Raw genomic sequence first — 15684 nt, 5'->3', positions numbered from 1 at the left:
ACGTCGATCACGCCGCGAGCAGCGGCCGCGCCTCGACGGCGCCATCCATGAACGGAAGCAGCTCGCCGATCCCGACCGCCTGGGCGCGGTCGGCGGTCTCCACCACGAATCCGGTCGCTTCGCTCGATCACCAGTTGCCGGTCTCGGGGCCCATCGCACCGTACTCGACCTTGCCGTCCCGCCTGTATGTGCTGACCAGGACACCGGTGCTCGACGTCGTGGTGTCGACCAACTTGAGGCCGGCCGGCATGGTTCCCTCGGCGAAGAGCCGCTTGCCGGAGCCGATGAGCACGGGGAAGACCAGCAGGTGGAACTCGTCGACGAGGTCATGTTCGACCAGCGTCTGGATCAGCTTGCCGCTGCCGTGGACCTGGATCTCGCCGCCCTCGCCTCGTTTGAGGTCCCTGACCGCCTCGGCGACATCGCCGGTGAGCAGCGTCGAGTTCTGCCACGACACGGTGTCCAGCGTCCGTGACGCGACGTACTTGGGCAGGTTGTTCATCCTCTCCCCGATCGGGTCGCCGGCCTCGGCCAGCGGCCAGGCGGCGGCGAAGATGTCGTAGGTCTTGCGCCCGACCAGGAGCGCGTCGGCCCTTCTGACCAGCGCGGTCATCAGCTGGACGAGCTCCTGGTCGAAGTGTGGTGCGACCCATCCGCCGTGCTCGAACCCGCCGTCGCGGTCCTCGTCGGGGGCGCCCGGTGACTGCATGACCCCGTCCAAGGACACGAACGTGGTCACCATCAGCTGTCGCATGTCGTCTCCCTCGCTTCCGTTGGGCATCGGTGATGACGCCCCCACCAACTACGGCGAACGAGACCACCTGCGATCGACGGCACGCGCGAGGCGAAGACACTCCTTCCTCAACGTTTATGCGCCCATGGGACGGCGCCGAGTGCGGACGCGGGTGGGGCTGGCGGCCCTGAACCTCACTCGTACGGCTCCGCGGGCTGGTCGATCTCTTTGACGTCGGAGGCGGTCAGGCCGGGCGCGACGAAGCCGTTCGGCACCTTGCCGCCCTTCCACGGGATCCAGGTGCCCGTGACCTCCACCCAGGTGTCCTCCTTGGGGGCGGACGCGCCACGGACGGCCACCTTGAGCGCGATGGCGTCGGCGGCGCAGCAGCTCATCTGCATCCTGGCCACGTACCACTGGCCCGTTCTGCTGGACTTCACCACGAAGCCGGTGAGCTTCACCCGCTTGCCCACCAGCGATCTTCCGTAGGCACGGCCGATGAACTCGCCCACGGCGAGCGGTGTCACCCCGGCGCCGCCGAGGTTTCGGTAGTCCGACACCTTGGGCGGTGGTGGCCGTTCCTCGCGCTGGACGGCGAACGCTCCCAGGGCGGGCGGGGCGACCAGCGTCAGCGCGAAGACGGGCACGGCCATGAGCCACGCCACCCGTGGCCCATGCCCGTGGTCGTGTCCATGGTCGGGGCCGTGATCGCCCTGATCGTTGTCGGCGCGCGGCGCGTTTCGCCAGGCTCCGAGCAGTCCGGCCAGGGCCAGCGCGGCCATCACCACGCCCGCCGCGATGATCATGGGCCGGAACCCCGGCTTGACGTAGTTCACGTACGTCTCGGACAAGAGCGAGACTTTCAGCAGCATGCCGGCCACCACCAGCAGCAGGAGGTTCTGCGACACCCGATTCACAGCAGCACCCAGCCCGCGGCGAAGCTGACGGCGATCGCCAGCGTGAAGGTCAGCGGGACGAACCGCCACGCGAAAGCCCGGCCGAACGTTCCGGCCTGCAGCGCGATCAGCTTGAGGTCGACCATCGGCCCGACCACCAGGAACGCCAGCTTCGCTGTCGGCGAGAACGCGGTCATCGACGCCGCCACGAACGCGTCGGCCTCCGAACAGATCGACAGCAGCACCGCGAGCAGCCCCAGCACCAGCACGGACAGCACCGGAAGCTCGCCCACGGAGGTGAGCCACGACCTTGGGACCATCACGTTCAGAGTCGCCGCGGTCAGCCCGCCGACGACCAGGAATCCGCCGGCGTGCAGCAGGTCGTGCCGCATCGCCTCGACGAAGCTCCCCCATTTGCTCTGCCCCGGCGCCGCCGTGTGGGTTCGTACGCGCAGCCATTCTGGACGGCCGAACCGTGCCCACGCCCACCCCGCCAGCACGGCCACGGTCAGGGAGGCGACGAAGCGCGCCACCACCATGGCCGGATTGCCGGGGAAGGCCACCGCGGTGGCCACCAGCACCACCGGGTTGATCGCTGGGGATGCGAGCAGGAAGGCCAGCGCCGCGGCGGGTGCCACCCCGCGCGACATCAGCCCCGAGGCCACCGGCACCGACGCGCACTCACATCCGGGCAGCACCGCCCCAGCGGCGCCCGCTATCGGGACGGCGGCGTACGGCTGCCTGGGCAGCGCCTTCGTCCAGAACGACGGCGGGACGAAGGCGGTGATCGCAGCCGAGAGCACCACCCCGAACACCAGGAACGGCAGCGCCTGCAGGCACACCGCCACAAAGATCGTGGCCCACGTCCGCAGCGCCGGAGCCGTCAGGTGCGGGGTCAGGAGGAACCGCCCCGCCACCAGGGCCGTGATCAGGAGGATGATCGCCCACGGCAACCTTGGGCCCGCCGACTTCCGGCGCCCCCAACTGTCGGGAGGAAGGCGATCGTCCTCGCTCAGCCAGTCATCGGTGGCTCGCTGTGTCATCACGTTTCCCGGCTGGTGCCGTCCTTCTGACATGCGGCCGTAGATTAGCGGGTTTTGTGATCTCTGTAGATGAGAGGCCCGGAAAGACGGGAAAGATCGCCCCGATCACCAATCGCGGGCTGCGATCAGCTTTTCCACATCCGCCTCCGCGAACCCGTATGCCGACGCCACGAACCAGAAGTCCTCGGCGATCACCTCTCGTGCAACGGTCTCGATCTCACTGCCCGCCGCCTCGAACTCCGCCTCCAGCGCGTTGAACTCCTCCGTCGCAGCCTCCGTGAGCGTGTACAGCGCCGCCAGATCCGACGGCCGCTCGGCCTCGATCCGCTCGCACAGCCTCAGGAGGATCGCCTTCCCCTTGTCTACGACGTGATCCGGGAAGTACCCGTCGTCGTACATGCCTTTGAGGAACGCATGGTGGACCACCTGCTGGTTCGTGGGCGACACGATCATCTCCTGTCCTCGCGATAGGTCGGTGCCCCGATGGTGCACTGCGCCACCGACAAAAGCGCGGCGTGGAGGCCGGCGGGTGCCGCCGTGGTCACCCGCGGAACCCGGCGGCCTCCACGACTGCGCTACACGACCGCCGTCATCGCCCCGGCGTTGGACGCCGTCGAAGTCCGCGCCTCTCGTTCACCGCGGTAGAGACGAGACGGTCAGCTTGCGGACTCGGGGAAGGCCGAGCTGGAGAGCGGTGCGAGTTGGGGGCGCTTGGCCCGGCGACCTTCGCCGGAGGAACGGCCGCGCAGGCGGCGGTAGATCCACGGGCCGGCGAAGGCGGCGACCCAGCGCAGCTCGGTTCCGATGGACTGCCAGGCCGTGGGCGGGGGCGGCGGGGCCAGCGGGAGGGACCAGGTGTCGTCGCTGCCGGGCAGGCCGAGCGTGTGGGCGATGGCGGCGGCCATGCGGGCGTGGCCGAGGGGGCTGGCGTGCAGGCGGTCGGTGCTCCACATTCTTGCGTCGGTGGTGAAGGCGTGGGGGTAGGTGTCGACGACGGTGACACCGTGGCGGGCGGCGGCGACGCGGATGCGGGCGTTGAAGTCGAGGACCCGAGAGCGTAACGGGCGGGCGATGGGGGCGATCTTGCTGGGGTCGGGGTAGGTGACGGTGACCACGTGCGCGCCCGCCGCGCGGAGAGCGGCGAACATCTCCTCCAGGCAGGCGGTGACCTCGGCGGCATCGAAGCCGGGGCGGATGAGGTCGTTCAGCCCTGCTATGACCGTGGCCAGGTCGGGCCGGAGCTCCAGGGCGGGCCCGAGCTGCTCGTCGCGGACCTGGGCGGCCAGCCGGCCCCGCACCGCGAGGTTCGCGTAGCGCGTTTCCGGGTCGATCCGGGCCAGGTGCTCGGCCAGCCGGTCGGCCCAGCCCCGGTAGCCTCGGACGTCGTCTCCGTCGCCGAGCCCTTCGGTCTGGCTGTCGCCGAGGGCGACGTACCGCTTGAAGCTCATGAGGCCTTCCCTCCCGAGTGCGGCTGGGTCGCGCGCTCCCCCAGCGTCTGCGCGGTGCTCAGACACCAGTCGCGCATCTGGCGTTCGAGGCGGCAGCCGGCCAGGCCGGTCAGGTAGGGACCGATCCGGTCGCTCTGCCGCAGAAACGACTCCTCGTCCAGGTCGCCGCGCATGTGCACCAAGGCCCGCTCGAAGACTTCGAGCTTGGCGGCGGCCTCGACGGCACGCTCATGAAGCTGCGCGATCACGGGCGCCGGATCGAGCAGGTCGACCGCGTGGACCTTGACCGCCAGGTCGTCGCGGAGGAGCAGCGGCTTGCCCGAGGAGGCCGCGAAAGACGCCAGCTCGTCGATGCCGACCTCGGTGACGAGGAACACCCGCTTGTTCGGACGCCCTTGCTGGACGACCTCCCGCCCGCTGATCAGCCCGGCGTCCTCCAGCTTGGTCAACTCGCTGTAGAGCTGCTGCGGCGCGGCGTACCAGAAGTTGGAGACGCCCACGTCGAACAGCTTGGCGAGCTGGTAACCGCTGTACTCCCCGTCGAGCAGCGTCGCCAGCACCGCGTGGCGCAACGCCATCTCCGACCACCTCCAGATCCTCAGCCGATAGTACTCATCGACATGAGTAGTCACAAGGATGAATAGGCCCTGTTCTCGTATAGCTACCGCCAGGTGGCGTGTAGCGCTGAGTAACTGCCATAGCCCTCGTTTCCCTGTCCCGGCTGCCTCGTTGAGCTGAACGAGTGACGGCGAGGGGTAGGGCGCATGCGGCAGGACTGGGAGCCGGAGGACCTGATCGAGCTACGACTGGCAGGGGGACCGGATCAAGCGGAAGGTGAGTGGACGGGGAATCAGGCGGCGATCGAGGCTTCGTGTTCGGCGTCCTTCGCCAACGTCCGTGTCCGGGGTAGGACGAGATAGGTGAGAGCCAGTCCGATCAGGCTCAGTACCGCGCCCGCCAGGCCGGTCCACCGCAGAGCGCCGGCGGCGACGATCGCGCCGCCGATGACCGAGCCGGCTGCGGCCCCGAGGTTGAAGGCGCCCACGTTGACGGAGACCGCCAGGTTCGGGGCGGCGCCCGCATGGTGCAGGATGAGTCCCTGCAGCGGGGCAATGGTCGCGGTGGCGAGCAGGCCGAGTACCAGGACCGCGGCCACGGCGGTGGGCTGCCACACCACGGCGAACGGGACAAGCAAGAGCGTCCCCGCCAACCCGCCGAAGACCCCGCGTACGGTGGCGCTCATCGACTTGTCGGTCAGCTTTCCGGCGGTGAGGTTGCCGAGGAAACTACCCGCGCCGTAGGCGAGCAGCAGACCGGAGACCGCCGCGGCGGAGAAGCCGGAGACGCGGATCAGCAGCGGGGCGATGTAGGTGAACACCGTGGCGACCCCGGAGAAGCCCACCGCGGTGGTGGCGATGGCGAGCATGACCGGCCGACGCGTCACCACGCGTATCTCGTCACGCAGCCGCGTGGACGGTGCCTCCTGCCGGGGCAGGATGGCGGCCAGGAGCATGGTGCCCACCAGGGACAGAACGGTCAGCACGGCGAATGGAGCCCGCCATCCGGCGCCCTGCCCGAGCAGTGCCCCCAGGGGCACTCCGAGGAGCGTGGCCACGGTGAAGCCGGAGGCCACGGTGGCGATGGCCGAGCCCGTCCTCTCAGCCGGGACCACCCGAGTCGCCGTCACCAGCGCCAGAGCCAGGAAGGCGGCGTGACTGAGCGAGGACACCACGCGGCCCACCAGGAGCAGACCGAACGAAGGCGCCACGGCACTGATCGCGCTGCCCGCCGCGAACAGCAGCATCAGGCTGATGGCGAGCCCCTTACGCGGCAGACGCGCGGTCAGCAGCGCCATGACGGGCCCTCCGGCCACCACTCCGAGCGCGTATGCGGTCACCGCTTGTCCTGCGGTTCCCACGGAGACGTCCAGATCGGCTCCGACCTGGGGCAGCAGCCCGGCGATCAGGTACTCCGAGGTACCCACGACAAAGACACTCGCGCACAATGCCGCAAGCGTCGCGAAACCCTTGTTCACGTTCATGCCGCATAAGCTAAAGTCTCATATCGGTATGAGAGTCAAGGCGGGCAGACAAGGTCCGCCCGACCATCAGGAGGGCCTCGTGCGCATCGGTGAGCTGTCCCGGCGGACCGGCGTGGCCGTGCACCTGCTGCGCTACTACGAAGAACAGGGTCTGCTCCACCCGCAGCGACGCCCCAGTGGCTACCGGGAATACGTTGAAGAGGACGTTGCCATCGTCCGCCGCATCCGCAGCCTGCTGGCCGCCGGCCTGAACACCTCGACAATCACTACGGTCCTGCCGTGCCTGCGGGACACTGGCGATCGCCTCGTCCCCACCTGCTCGGACCTGCTCGCCGACCTCCACCAGGAGCGCGACCGCATCGCTCAGGCCATCAGCGACCTTCAGTCCTCCATGGACGCGCTCAATGACGTCATCGCTGCTGCCCCGGCCGACGTCACTCGCCGGGCACTGGCCTCACTCGGCGCATAAACGAATCGGCTCTCACAAACGACCCTTTCCCGGAGCAAGATCAAGGGCGGCCCGTGGAAGCGGTCCGGATCGCCGTTTCACTGTCACAACTCGTTCTCACTCAAGAGTGGAACCGGACATGTTCTGGGAATGCTTTGTGACAGCATCAGGGTCATGACGGCCCCTCAAACCGCACTCGTGCCCGACGCGGACGCCGGTGTAGAGCAGGGTCTTGATGAGCACGATGTCGCCGGTACGGCGCGCGGCCCACACGGTGGTGCAGTAGTTGCGGATCTCGGCCTCGGTGGGGACGTAGGGCAGTTTCTGCACCTGGATGTCGAGCTCGGCGCGCAGGTGCCGGAAGACCTCCTTGAGGTAGGCGTAGTCGGGCCGCTCCTCGCGCAGGTATTTGGCCAGTTGGCGGGCCTTGCGTTTGGCGGGGGTTCGGGGCGGGTGGCCGCTTTGGCCCATGTGAGTGGCCGGTTGTCGGTGGTGGCGGGCAGCCTGCGGTTCCGGCTTGCGCGTTCGGCGCCGACTTGGCCCGAGATCATGCGCTTGGTCCCTCGTCGTTAGCTGTGGGCGGGGTGGGGGTGGCCAGGTCGAGGCGCCGGTCGGGCCGGAGCTGAACGGTGCCGTACGGGGTCATGTTGGTGGCGATCAGCGGGGTGAGGCCGCGCCAGTCGACGTCGGTGAGTACCTCGGCCCACTCGGGTTCGGCGAGGGTGTCTTGGATCATCAGGGTGTTGATGTAGGCGAGGCTGCTCTGCAAGAGCATCAGACAGAGCATGCCGAGTTCCTGCTCCTCGCGCCGATTGGACGCCAGTGCGCGCCACGGGGGTGCCGATCCCTCTTCTACGGTCAACGAAGGTGGCGGCCTGTCGGCCGCCGCGGGCATGTGTGCGTGGAAAGTGCCGAGAACACACGGAGACGGCACTTTCCTTCCCCGAATCGGGTTCCATCCTGAACGTATCGATGTCAGGGTGTCCCGGAAACCAGCGAAGTGCCGACACCAATTGGCAAACCGGCACTTCCGACCTGGTGGGTGGCGTCGCGCGAGTCGGCCTCACCGAAGAGCGGGCGCGCCCCTCGGATTTAGGCGGGGCCGCTGCTCCCCAGAGTCGGGGGTCAGAGTGTGGCGAAACGGAAACGTACGCTGGGTGTCCCGTGCCCGCATCTCATCGCCGGCGCAGGTGGGGTTACTTCCTACGTCATCGGGTGAGCTGCTCCGTGGCTGCGGATTCGACGGTGGGAGCCGGCCGGTTCTTCATGGTCAGGGCCAGGAGGATGGTGCAGGCGGTGAACGCGGCGGCGACGGTGAAGGCCGTGGTCACTCCGTCGGTGAGGACCTGGTGGGCTGGTCCACGCGAAGCGCGCGTGGCTGCGCCGAACACCGTGACGAGGATGGCCAGCCCCAGCGCACCACCGATCTGCTGCATAACATTGAGCAGGCCAGAGGCGGCACCGGCATCCTCGGCTCGGATCCCGGAGGACAACACGGTGGTGGCTCCTACCAGCAAGGTGCCCATGCCGAGACCGGCGATCATCATGGGGCCGAGCAGCGCCAGGGCGTAGTCGGCTTGGGGCGTCAGCTGCGTCATCCACAGCAGGGCCAGGCTGATCGCCCCGGCGCCGACGGCGATCAGCGTCTTGGCACCCAGGCGCGGCAGCAGCCGGGCCGCCACACCGGAAGACGCCAGGATCACCAGGGCCAGCGGCACGAAGGCGAATCCCGCCTGCAGAGGGCTGTAGCCGCGGACCTGCTGCAGAAACTGGGTGAGAAAGAAGAACATGCCGTTGCCCGCGGCCAGGACGAACAGCAGCACGACGTAGCCGCCGGCGCGGTTGCGGTCAGCGAACAGCCGCAGCGGGACGATCGGCTGCCGGGCACGGGATTCCACGGCCACGAACAGGACCAGCAGGACGGCGGCCACGCCGAGCGCGCCGAGCGTGACCACGTCGCCGAAGCCCTGCTCAGCGGCGCGGATGAAGCCGTAGACGAGCGCGCTCATGCCGAGCGTCGAGGTCAGTGAACCCGCCAGATCGAAGCGGCCCGGGTGGCGATCGGTCTCGGTGATGAACAGCGGGGCCAGGATCAGCAGGACGACGCCGATCGGCACGTTGATGAACAGCACCCACCGCCAGGAGATCCAGTCGGTGAGCATGCCGCCGGCGATGAGGCCGATCGCGGCGCCGGAGCCGGAGACCGCCGCGTAGGCTCCCAGCGCCCGAGCCCTGCGTGCAGGGTCCGGAAAGCCTACGGTGATGAGGGCGAGTACGGTCGGTGCGGCAAAGGCAGCGCCGATCCCCTGACCGGCACGGGCCGCCAGCAGCATCCCAGCCGATGTGGCCAGCCCGCCGGCCAGTGAGGCGAGGGTGAAGATGACGACCCCGCCGATGAGAGCCCGCCGTTGGCCGACGATGTCGCCCACGCGACCGCCGAGCAGCAGCAGACCGCCGAAGGCCAGCATGTAGGCATTGAGCACCCAGGACAGGCCGGCCGCAGAGAAGCCCAGGTCGTGCTGGATGTCGGGGAGGGCGATGTTCACCACGTTGGTGTCCAGGATGAACATCGTCTGACAGATCAGCACGATGGCGAGCACCAGGTCGGGGTGGCGCTGCTGTCGGGCGGCACCGGCGGGCCCGGATCCCGCTCTCGCCACGTGCGTGTTCTGCTCGGTCATGGCACTCCTCATGATGGAACCCAAAGAAACGAGGAAGCTCCTCGGTTTCGATGGGCTAAGATATGAGGAGGTTCCTCGTTTTGGCAAATGGTGGAGGGTTCCCGTGGCGGATCGATCAGCGCAGGCCCGGCCCGTAGGGCGCAAAGATGCGCGACGCAATTACGAGCGGCTCCTGACGACCGCCCGGGCGGCTTTCGCCGAGCACGGCGTTGGCGCCTCCTTGAACGACATCGCGCGCACCGCCGGCGTTGGCAACGTGACCCTCTACCGGCACTTCCCGACCCGCCAGGCACTGCTGGAGGCCTTGCTGGGCGAAAGCCTGCGCGGTCTGAACGCACGCTCAGATGAGCTGCTCGCCTCCCCATCCCCGCACCAGGCCTTGGCCACCTGGCTGACGGCCGCGGTCGAGCACGCCATGGCCTATCGCGGTCTGGTCGACGCCCTCGTCGACAGCCTCGCCGACCCCACATCCGAACTCCACGCCACCTGCCAAGCCGTCAAGGCCGCCGGGGCGCAACTACTGGCCAGAGCCCAGCACGCAGGGACGATCCGCCCCGACGTTGACGCTTCCGCCCTTTTCTCCCTGATCGCTTCAGTCGCCTGGGCGGTGGAGCGGACCCCCGCACATCGTGATCAGCTTCTGGCCGTCTTGTTCGACGGGCTCCACCGCCGGGTGGACGAGCCGGCCTAAACCTGCTGGTCCAATGAGGTGTGAACGGCGCAGCGAGCGAACGGCGCCCATGCCCTGGTGCGGAATGGCCTTCGCCATCTGGCAAGATAGCGATCATCGGCCGGGGTGTGAGCTGGGCGAGACCCGTCCCGCCCTGGCACGTCCGCCCTCGGGGTTGGCGCCAAACTCGATCACCTCAGCCAGCACCTTCACGAGCCCCGAGGCCGTCTCCGGCGTCCGCCATCATCGTCGGCGTACGGCAGCGCCGAGGCGGCCCGCTCGCCCGAACTGGCGGCAGTCCTGAAAGGCCCCACCCGACCCGGAGTGCATGCAGCGCCCAACCGTCAAGATCATCGCCACGCTGGCCGCCTGATCATCACTTCCTGCCTGCCGAAACATCACAGATGGCGGCTGGTGGGGCAGTCCTTACCGACAGGCCAGATTGCGCCGGGTTTCGTCGGGGTCGCGACTTCGACGGCCACGTCCGGATCGGAAGCTCGACCTTACCCGACGGCCGCGTGTCCGCTTCGGGAACCTCGTGCACCGCGGTCGTCAGCCGCCCTGGCCGGTCGGCATGACGATGACCTCCTGCAGGCTCACCCGCGGCGGCAGGGCCGCGACCTTCCGCCCAGCCACGCGAGGTGTTCGGCGGCGGCTTCTCCGATACCGCTGGAGGCGCCGGTGACGACGGCCACCCTGCCGTCCAGCGGCTTGGCGGACAGCTGAGCAGTCACGGGTGAACGCCAGGACCGGCGTACTGCTCACAGCAGGGTTCCTCCTGAGGCGTCCAGCCAGTGCCCGGTCACCCAGCGGCTGTCGTCGGAGGCCAGGAAGGCGACTGCGTCGGCGACGTCCTCGGGCACGCCCACGCGGCCCATGGGCGACAGCGACGACAGCCACGCCAGCGCGTCCCCGACGAGTCTGCCCTCGTGCATGTCGGTGTCGATGACGCCGGGTGACACGGTGTTGACGGTGATCGCGCGGGGTCCGAGCTGCTTGGCGAGCGTCGAGGTGAGGACGTCGAGCGCGCCCTTGGACATGGCGTAGCTGATGGATTGGGGCATGGCCGAGCCGCGGGTCAGCATCGTGGAGATGTTGATGATCCGGCCGCCGTCGCGCAGGCGTGGCAGCGCGAGCTTCGTGACGAAGAACGGGGCGGTGGCGTTGACCGCGAAGATCCGCTCGAACTGCTGCCTGGTCACGTGCTCGATGCCGGGCTCGTCGTTGAGGATCCCCGCGTTGTTGACCAGGATGTCCAGCCCGTCGGCTCGCGCGTCGAAGGCGGCCCACAGGTGTTCGGCGTCGCCGGACGCCCCCAGCTCGGCCTGCAGGGCGAAGGCCTGCCCGCCTGCCGACTCGATCACGGCGACCGTCTCCTTGGCCGCCCGCTCATTGCCGCCGTAGTGGACGGCGACGCGGGCGCCGTCGGCCGCCAGGCGCCGGGCGATGGCCCGGCCGATGCCCCTGCTCGCGCCGGTGACGAGCGCGGTCTTGCCGTTGAGAGTGTTCATCGTGCCTTCCTGGATGTCACTGGGAGATGAGGTGGACGGGGGTCACGCGCCGGTGGTGCGCGACGACGTCGAACCAGTCGCCGAACGACCCGCCGGACAGGTGTGCTGTGGGGTCCTGGGCCGGGCCGACCAGCCGGGTCCTGGCCGGGGTCTCCAGCCAGGCGCGCACCGGGTCGGGACGCGCGGCGCGCAGGTCCAGAAAGAACGCGTCCATGTCGGTGGTGCTCAGGAGCGTCTCGGCGAAGTCCGCCGGCGGGGCGGGGACCGGCCCGGGCAGCGAGCCGTCCTCGAAGGTCAGGCCGACGGACAGGTACGCGGGCCCGAACCGCTCGCGCAGGTGGCCGCCCAGGCTGCCAGGGGAAACGACCGTGTGGGCGATGCCGCCCCAATAGACGATCTTGTCTCCTGTGCGTCCGCGCCACCAGATCACGTCGTCGGCCAGGCGCTTCTCCAGATCCTCACGGGACGGCGGCGGCGGAGCCTGCCTGGAACTCTCGGGCAGCTCGGCGAAGCGGACCTGGTCGTGCGGGTGCCGTTCGTTGTAGGCGCGCATCCAGGAGACGACGCCGAGGATCTCCTCCGTCCGCCAGAACGGCCGCGCCTCGGCCAGCGCCGCCCGCGGATCCCCGCGACCGGTCCGCACGTACGCGTCGAGCCCGACGCGCCCAGGATCGTCACCTTCGAGGGCGAGCGAGCGGAATCCCAGCTCCTCGACCAGGAAGCGCAGGATCCGATGGGCGATGGCCGACAACTCGTAGGCCTGGCGCGTCGAGGCGCCCACGGCGACGATGGCGGCATCGGCCGCCATGTCACGCAGCGGCAGCAGGTCGTCGAGCGGTGCCTGCGGAGCCGGCGTGGTCAGTGGGTGCGCGTGGCGCTTGATCCACTGGGATACGGTCTCGTTCAACGCGGTCTCCTCGTCCTTCATGCGGTGTACGGGCAGGCCGTCCTGCCGTTGCGCAGCGTCAGCGCCCACCAGGTGAGCTGGTCGAGCATGGTCTTGGCGGCGGCGTCGCAGCCGGTGGGGTCGGTCGGCTTCCCGTCCGCGTCGAACTGGCCCCAGGCGTGCTGGAAGCTGACGGTCGCGGGCCGCCGAAATCCGGTAGCACCAGGGGCAGGTCGATCTCGGCCAGGTCGATGACGTCGACGTTCCAGTCGTCGCGTTCGCGGGCCTGGCCGGCGATCCAGTTCGCGACGGTCGGGCCGAGCCGGCCGTCGCGTACGCTGCCGACGATCATCGCGAGCTCGAGCGGCTCTTCGGGCACGACAGTTCCTTCACTGGCCACAAGGGGTGTGCGGCGTTCTTCCACCGCCTCGGGAACCAGGCTCGTTGCTGAACCAAGGTTTAAGTCAAGCTAGGTTGGCCGTATGCCGGAATCCGAAGCGATCGCCACGGAGCTGACCATCGGGGCGCTGTCCGACCGCAGCGGCGTGCCCGCCTCAGCCCTGCGCTTCTACGAGCGCAAGGGGCTCATCGCCAGCCGCCGCACCGTCGGCAACCAGCGCCGCTACCACCGCAGCACGCTGCGCAGGCTCGCGTTCATCCGCGCCTCCCAGAGCGTGGGCATACCGCTGTCGGTGATCGAGGCCGTACTGGAGTACGTGCCACACGATGTAGCGCCCGGCCGCGAGCTGTGGCTGAAGGCGTCGGAGTGCTGGAGCGAGGCCATCAACGGCCGCATCGCGAAGCTGGAACGCATGCGCGATCAGTTCACCGAGTGCATCGGGTGCGGTTGCCTGTCCTTCGACCAGTGCCTGCTGGTCAACCCGGGTGACAAGCTGGCCCGGCAAGGCGTCTCCTCCGCCCTCGACTCCTGACGCGGGCGCTTTCGCCGTCCTGACCTCGGGCGACGTGGAGATCACGCAAGGCCGCCGGCACCCGGATCCGCCAAGGATTTCCTACGCGTCGTTTTCCCACTATTTCCCTAAATCAGGGAAGGCTCGGGAGATGTCTGGCCGGATAACGGTGCGGCATGACAGCTGGGGCCTCGGACGGTGAACGAGGACGAGCCGTTCGAGGTGAACGTGACAGGCGCCGGGGCCGGTCGGGGAGGCAGCCGCCGCGCGTGCCGGCCGCAGCTCCGCTCGTCCAACGGAGACGGTGAGGCGAACATGACCACAGAACTGTCGGGAACCTCGGCGCTGGTGACCGGTGGGACCAGCGGCATCGGACGGGCCGCCGCGATCGCGCTGGCCGGGCTCGGCGCCCACGTGGCGCTGTCAGGCCGGGACGAGGCCAGGGGCGACCAGGTCGTCCAGGGCATCCGCGCCGCCGGCGGCACGGCCGTCTTCCTGCCCGCCGACCTGCGCGACGCGGCCGGGGCGCGGTCCCTGGCCAGGCGGGCCAAGGAGGAGCTCGGGAAGGTCGACGTGCTGGTCAACAACGCCGGCGTCTTCCCGTTCGGTCCCACCGAGAAGATGACCGAGGAGGACTTCGACTCGGTGTACAACGTCAACGTCAAGGCGCCGTTCTTCCTCGTCGCCGAGCTCGCCCCCGACATGGCCGCGCGCGGCAAGGGCGCGATCATCAACGTGACCACGATGGTCGCCGAGTTCGGCATGGCGGAGACGAGCCTCTACGGATCCAGCAAGGCCGCGCTCGTGCTGCTCACGAAGTCGTGGGCGGCCGAGTACGGGCCGCGTGGCGTGCGCGTCAACGCGGTCAGCCCCGGCCCGACCCGCACCGAAGGCACCGCTGCCATGGGCAAGTCGCTCGACGCGCTGGCCGCGGCCGCGCCCGCCGGACGCCCCGGGTCGGCCGAGGAGATCGCCGACGCCATCGCCTACCTGGCCACCGACCGCGCCAGTTTCGTTCACGGCGCCGTCCTTCCGGTCGATGGAGGCCGCCTCGCCGTATGATCCCTGCCAAAAGCGCCCGGGCCCGCCAGGCTATCGTTTCGGGGCGGCTCGGAATGCACTGGAAAACCCGCGCTCTCGTCGACTGGGCAGCGGGACGCTCATTCGTCTGGGTCGACGATGAGATCACCGACATCGATCGGGCGACATGCATGGACCGCCATCGTCGCCGGGTACGGCTTGAAACTGGCGTGACCGAGCCGACTGCCGAACGTGTCGGTGGTCGACGAGGGGCAGAGGTTGGCGTGGATCTCGCCGCCACCAGGGTCGAGGATGGCGGATAATCCGCTGGCGGTGCGACGATCGCGGCTCATAACGTCGCCGCATGACGACAGTGCTTTGCGTGCCACAGTGGCAAGGATCCGGTTCGGACGCTGCGCCGCGGCTCGCGCCGGGTGCCCGACGTACCGCCGAGCTCGTCGCGGCCGATGCCCGGATCACGGTGCCGGTGCTCGAGGCGGGCGGGAAGACCGAGGACGGGGTACGCGCGCTCGACGTGCTCGTGGAGAACCTGCGACTGACTCGGGAGGCCCTGGCCGGCATCGACGATGTGGTGATCACCACCGGCGGCGACTGCGGGGTGGACCTCGCGCCGATCGCCGCCGCCCGCGCCCGGCACGGCGACCGGCTGACGCTCCTGTGGTTCGACGCCCACCCGGACCTCTACCTTCCGCACACCGTGCCGTCGGGCGCCTTCCACGCGATGGTGCTGCGCACCCTGCTCGGCGAAGGGCCCGCACCGCTCATCCCGGAACAGCCGTTGGCGCCCGAACAGGTGATAATCGCCGGGGTCCGAGCGGGCGCCGACGTGGAACGCGAGTACCTCGCCAAGGCCCCCGTCAGGACATACGGGGTTGACGACCTCGAAAGAGTGCTCGACGGTCTCACCGGCCCGGTGTACGTGCACGTCGATCTGGACGTCCTCGACCCTGCGGCGTTCGGCTCGATCTGCTACCCCGAGCCGGACGGGGTGGCGCCGCAACGGCTCATCGAGCTGCTCTCCCGCCTGGACAACGTGGTCGGAGCGGCCATCACGGAGCACGCACCGTCCGACGGCGCCGACAACGCCGCCGAGGCCGAGGTGATTCGCCGGCTGGCCGCCGCACTTCCCCTCTGACCTGCGCTTCGCCACCGCGGCGCGCCCGGCGGAAGCAACCACGCGGGGGGAGCACATAGACGACGGTCACCATGCGGGGTGTCCGTAATGGAAGTACGCGGCCCAACCGCGAAGAAGGGCGTTCAGCCTCTCCACGATCGCCTCCGGCCGCCGCAGCATGTCGCGCGGGGCCGTGCTTGGTCTGCCGCCGCAATGCCTCCACCAGGTCAGCGATGCCCTCGGGGGTGCGGGCGGGACTGG

General features: G+C 69.2%; 20 protein-coding genes. 5 read left to right on the top strand and 15 right to left on the bottom strand.

All coding sequences use genetic code 11. The features are described 5' to 3' along the window. Positions 1-127: 127 nt before the first annotated feature. The 7 genes from ABZ297_RS22635 to ABZ297_RS22605 all read right to left on the bottom strand — a co-directional run bounded on the left by ABZ297_RS22635 (position 128) and on the right by ABZ297_RS22605 (position 6161). Positions 128-754 (bottom strand): dihydrofolate reductase family protein, encoded by a 627-nt coding sequence (locus tag ABZ297_RS22635; RefSeq protein WP_355349386.1) that lies wholly within the window; start codon positions 752-754, stop codon positions 128-130. A gap of 173 nt (positions 755-927) precedes the next feature. Then, entirely contained in the window at positions 928-1641 is a 714-nt protein-coding gene (locus ABZ297_RS22630) for a TIGR03943 family protein (protein WP_355349383.1), read from the bottom strand. A gap of 5 nt (positions 1642-1646) precedes the next feature. Next, positions 1647-2672, bottom strand: coding sequence for a permease (locus ABZ297_RS22625; RefSeq protein WP_355349380.1), 1026 nt, complete (start codon positions 2670-2672; stop codon positions 1647-1649). A gap of 105 nt (positions 2673-2777) precedes the next feature. Continuing rightward, complete coding sequence (locus ABZ297_RS22620) at positions 2778-3125, bottom strand: DUF5713 family protein (RefSeq protein WP_355349377.1); 348 nt, start codon at positions 3123-3125, stop codon at positions 2778-2780. Positions 3126-3328: 203 nt separating this feature from the next. Then, positions 3329-4120, bottom strand: coding sequence for an SGNH/GDSL hydrolase family protein (locus tag ABZ297_RS22615; protein WP_355349374.1), 792 nt, complete (start codon positions 4118-4120; stop codon positions 3329-3331). Next, on the bottom strand, positions 4117-4698 hold the full coding sequence (locus ABZ297_RS22610) for a PadR family transcriptional regulator (RefSeq protein ID WP_355349371.1): 582 nt from the start codon (positions 4696-4698) through the stop codon (positions 4117-4119). The genes ABZ297_RS22615 and ABZ297_RS22610 overlap by 4 nt, the downstream gene beginning before the upstream one ends. Before the next feature lie 272 nt (positions 4699-4970). After that, positions 4971-6161, bottom strand: a complete 1191-nt coding sequence (locus ABZ297_RS22605) for an MFS transporter (RefSeq protein WP_355349368.1) — start codon at positions 6159-6161, stop codon at positions 4971-4973. Positions 6162-6240: 79 nt separating this feature from the next. Here ABZ297_RS22605 and ABZ297_RS22600 point away from each other — a divergent pair, with 79 nt between their 5' ends. Then, entirely contained in the window at positions 6241-6630 is a 390-nt protein-coding gene (locus ABZ297_RS22600; RefSeq protein WP_355349365.1) for a MerR family transcriptional regulator, read from the top strand. A 96-nt stretch (positions 6631-6726) separates the two neighbouring features. Here the strand turns inward: ABZ297_RS22600 and ABZ297_RS22595 are convergent, their stop codons facing one another. The 3 genes from ABZ297_RS22595 to ABZ297_RS22585 all read right to left on the bottom strand — a co-directional run bounded on the left by ABZ297_RS22595 (position 6727) and on the right by ABZ297_RS22585 (position 9209). Further along, positions 6727-7080 carry a hypothetical protein gene (locus ABZ297_RS22595; RefSeq protein WP_355349362.1) on the bottom strand — a complete coding sequence of 118 codons (354 nt, stop codon included), beginning with the start codon at positions 7078-7080 and terminating at the stop codon, positions 6727-6729. Between the two features lie 76 nt (positions 7081-7156). Continuing rightward, entirely contained in the window at positions 7157-7504 is a 348-nt protein-coding gene (locus ABZ297_RS22590) for a Tn3 family transposase (protein WP_355349359.1), read from the bottom strand. Between the two features lie 313 nt (positions 7505-7817). Beyond that, on the bottom strand, positions 7818-9209 hold the full coding sequence (locus ABZ297_RS22585; RefSeq protein ID WP_355349356.1) for an MFS transporter: 1392 nt from the start codon (positions 9207-9209) through the stop codon (positions 7818-7820). A 79-nt stretch (positions 9210-9288) separates the two neighbouring features. Here ABZ297_RS22585 and ABZ297_RS22580 point away from each other — a divergent pair, with 79 nt between their 5' ends. Further along, a complete protein-coding gene (locus ABZ297_RS22580; RefSeq protein WP_355349353.1) occupies positions 9289-9981 on the top strand; it encodes a helix-turn-helix domain-containing protein in 693 nt (230 codons plus the stop codon). A gap of 575 nt (positions 9982-10556) precedes the next feature. Here the strand turns inward: ABZ297_RS22580 and ABZ297_RS22575 are convergent. Genes ABZ297_RS22575 through ABZ297_RS22560 form a run of 4 tightly spaced genes read right to left on the bottom strand, consistent with a single transcriptional unit; the run spans position 10557 to position 12736 of the window. After that, the gene (locus ABZ297_RS22575) at positions 10557-10694 is read right to left on the bottom strand and encodes a hypothetical protein (RefSeq protein WP_355349350.1); all 138 of its coding nucleotides are present in this window, start codon (positions 10692-10694) and stop codon (positions 10557-10559) included. A 27-nt stretch (positions 10695-10721) separates the two neighbouring features. Further along, positions 10722-11471: an SDR family oxidoreductase gene (locus ABZ297_RS22570; RefSeq protein ID WP_355349347.1), complete on the bottom strand. Its 750-nt coding sequence runs from the start codon at positions 11469-11471 to the stop codon at positions 10722-10724. 16 nt (positions 11472-11487) lie between these two features. Further along, on the bottom strand, positions 11488-12378 hold the full coding sequence (locus ABZ297_RS22565) for an erythromycin esterase family protein (protein WP_355349344.1): 891 nt from the start codon (positions 12376-12378) through the stop codon (positions 11488-11490). A gap of 58 nt (positions 12379-12436) precedes the next feature. Next, positions 12437-12736 (bottom strand): NAD(P)H-dependent oxidoreductase, encoded by a 300-nt coding sequence (locus ABZ297_RS22560; protein ID WP_355349341.1) that lies wholly within the window; start codon positions 12734-12736, stop codon positions 12437-12439. 103 nt (positions 12737-12839) lie between these two features. Between ABZ297_RS22560 and soxR the strand changes: the two genes are divergently transcribed. Both soxR and ABZ297_RS22550 read left to right on the top strand, forming a co-directional pair. Further along, complete coding sequence (gene soxR / locus ABZ297_RS22555; protein WP_355349338.1) at positions 12840-13289, top strand: redox-sensitive transcriptional activator SoxR; 450 nt, start codon at positions 12840-12842, stop codon at positions 13287-13289. 294 nt (positions 13290-13583) lie between these two features. Then, entirely contained in the window at positions 13584-14330 is a 747-nt protein-coding gene (locus tag ABZ297_RS22550; protein ID WP_355349335.1) for an SDR family oxidoreductase, read from the top strand. A 98-nt stretch (positions 14331-14428) separates the two neighbouring features. Here ABZ297_RS22550 and ABZ297_RS22545 read toward each other — a convergent pair whose 3' ends face one another. Next, positions 14429-14641, bottom strand: coding sequence for a hypothetical protein (locus tag ABZ297_RS22545; protein WP_355349332.1), 213 nt, complete (start codon positions 14639-14641; stop codon positions 14429-14431). A gap of 11 nt (positions 14642-14652) precedes the next feature. On the opposite strand from ABZ297_RS22545, the gene ABZ297_RS22540 reads away from it, so the two are divergent. Further along, the gene (locus ABZ297_RS22540; RefSeq protein WP_355349329.1) at positions 14653-15444 is read left to right on the top strand and encodes an arginase family protein; all 792 of its coding nucleotides are present in this window, start codon (positions 14653-14655) and stop codon (positions 15442-15444) included. The last annotated feature ends 240 nt before the right edge of the window (positions 15445-15684 follow it).

The sequence above is a fragment of the Nonomuraea sp. NPDC005983 genome, from assembly GCF_040614375.1.
In the GTDB taxonomy this organism is placed as follows: domain Bacteria; phylum Actinomycetota; class Actinomycetes; order Streptosporangiales; family Streptosporangiaceae; genus Nonomuraea.
The sequence above is the reverse complement of the archived record's forward strand: the minus strand, read 5'-3'. Positions and strand labels throughout refer to the sequence as shown.

Bases quoted from the DNA above. Each gene is read 5' to 3' on its own strand.
- ABZ297_RS22605 (WP_355349368.1), bottom strand. From the start codon at position 6,161: ATGAACGTGAACAAGGGTTTCGCGACGCTTGCGGCATTGTGCGCGAGT.
- ABZ297_RS22635 (WP_355349386.1), bottom strand. From the start codon at position 754: ATGCGACAGCTGATGGTGACCACGTTCGTGTCCTTGGACGGGGTCATG.
- ABZ297_RS22610 (WP_355349371.1), bottom strand. From the start codon at position 4,698: ATGGCGTTGCGCCACGCGGTGCTGGCGACGCTGCTCGACGGGGAGTAC.
- ABZ297_RS22570 (WP_355349347.1), bottom strand. From the start codon at position 11,471: ATGAACACTCTCAACGGCAAGACCGCGCTCGTCACCGGCGCGAGCAGG.
- ABZ297_RS22545 (WP_355349332.1), bottom strand. From the start codon at position 14,641: ATGAGCCGCGATCGTCGCACCGCCAGCGGATTATCCGCCATCCTCGAC.
- ABZ297_RS22615 (WP_355349374.1), bottom strand. From the start codon at position 4,120: ATGAGCTTCAAGCGGTACGTCGCCCTCGGCGACAGCCAGACCGAAGGG.
- soxR (WP_355349338.1), top strand. From the start codon at position 12,840: ATGCCGGAATCCGAAGCGATCGCCACGGAGCTGACCATCGGGGCGCTG.
- ABZ297_RS22595 (WP_355349362.1), bottom strand. From the start codon at position 7,080: ATGGGCCAAAGCGGCCACCCGCCCCGAACCCCCGCCAAACGCAAGGCC.
- ABZ297_RS22550 (WP_355349335.1), top strand. From the start codon at position 13,584: ATGACCACAGAACTGTCGGGAACCTCGGCGCTGGTGACCGGTGGGACC.
- ABZ297_RS22620 (WP_355349377.1), bottom strand. From the start codon at position 3,125: ATGATCGTGTCGCCCACGAACCAGCAGGTGGTCCACCATGCGTTCCTC.
- ABZ297_RS22540 (WP_355349329.1), top strand. From the start codon at position 14,653: ATGACGACAGTGCTTTGCGTGCCACAGTGGCAAGGATCCGGTTCGGAC.
- ABZ297_RS22580 (WP_355349353.1), top strand. From the start codon at position 9,289: ATGGCACTCCTCATGATGGAACCCAAAGAAACGAGGAAGCTCCTCGGT.
- ABZ297_RS22590 (WP_355349359.1), bottom strand. From the start codon at position 7,504: ATGCCCGCGGCGGCCGACAGGCCGCCACCTTCGTTGACCGTAGAAGAG.
- ABZ297_RS22625 (WP_355349380.1), bottom strand. From the start codon at position 2,672: ATGACACAGCGAGCCACCGATGACTGGCTGAGCGAGGACGATCGCCTT.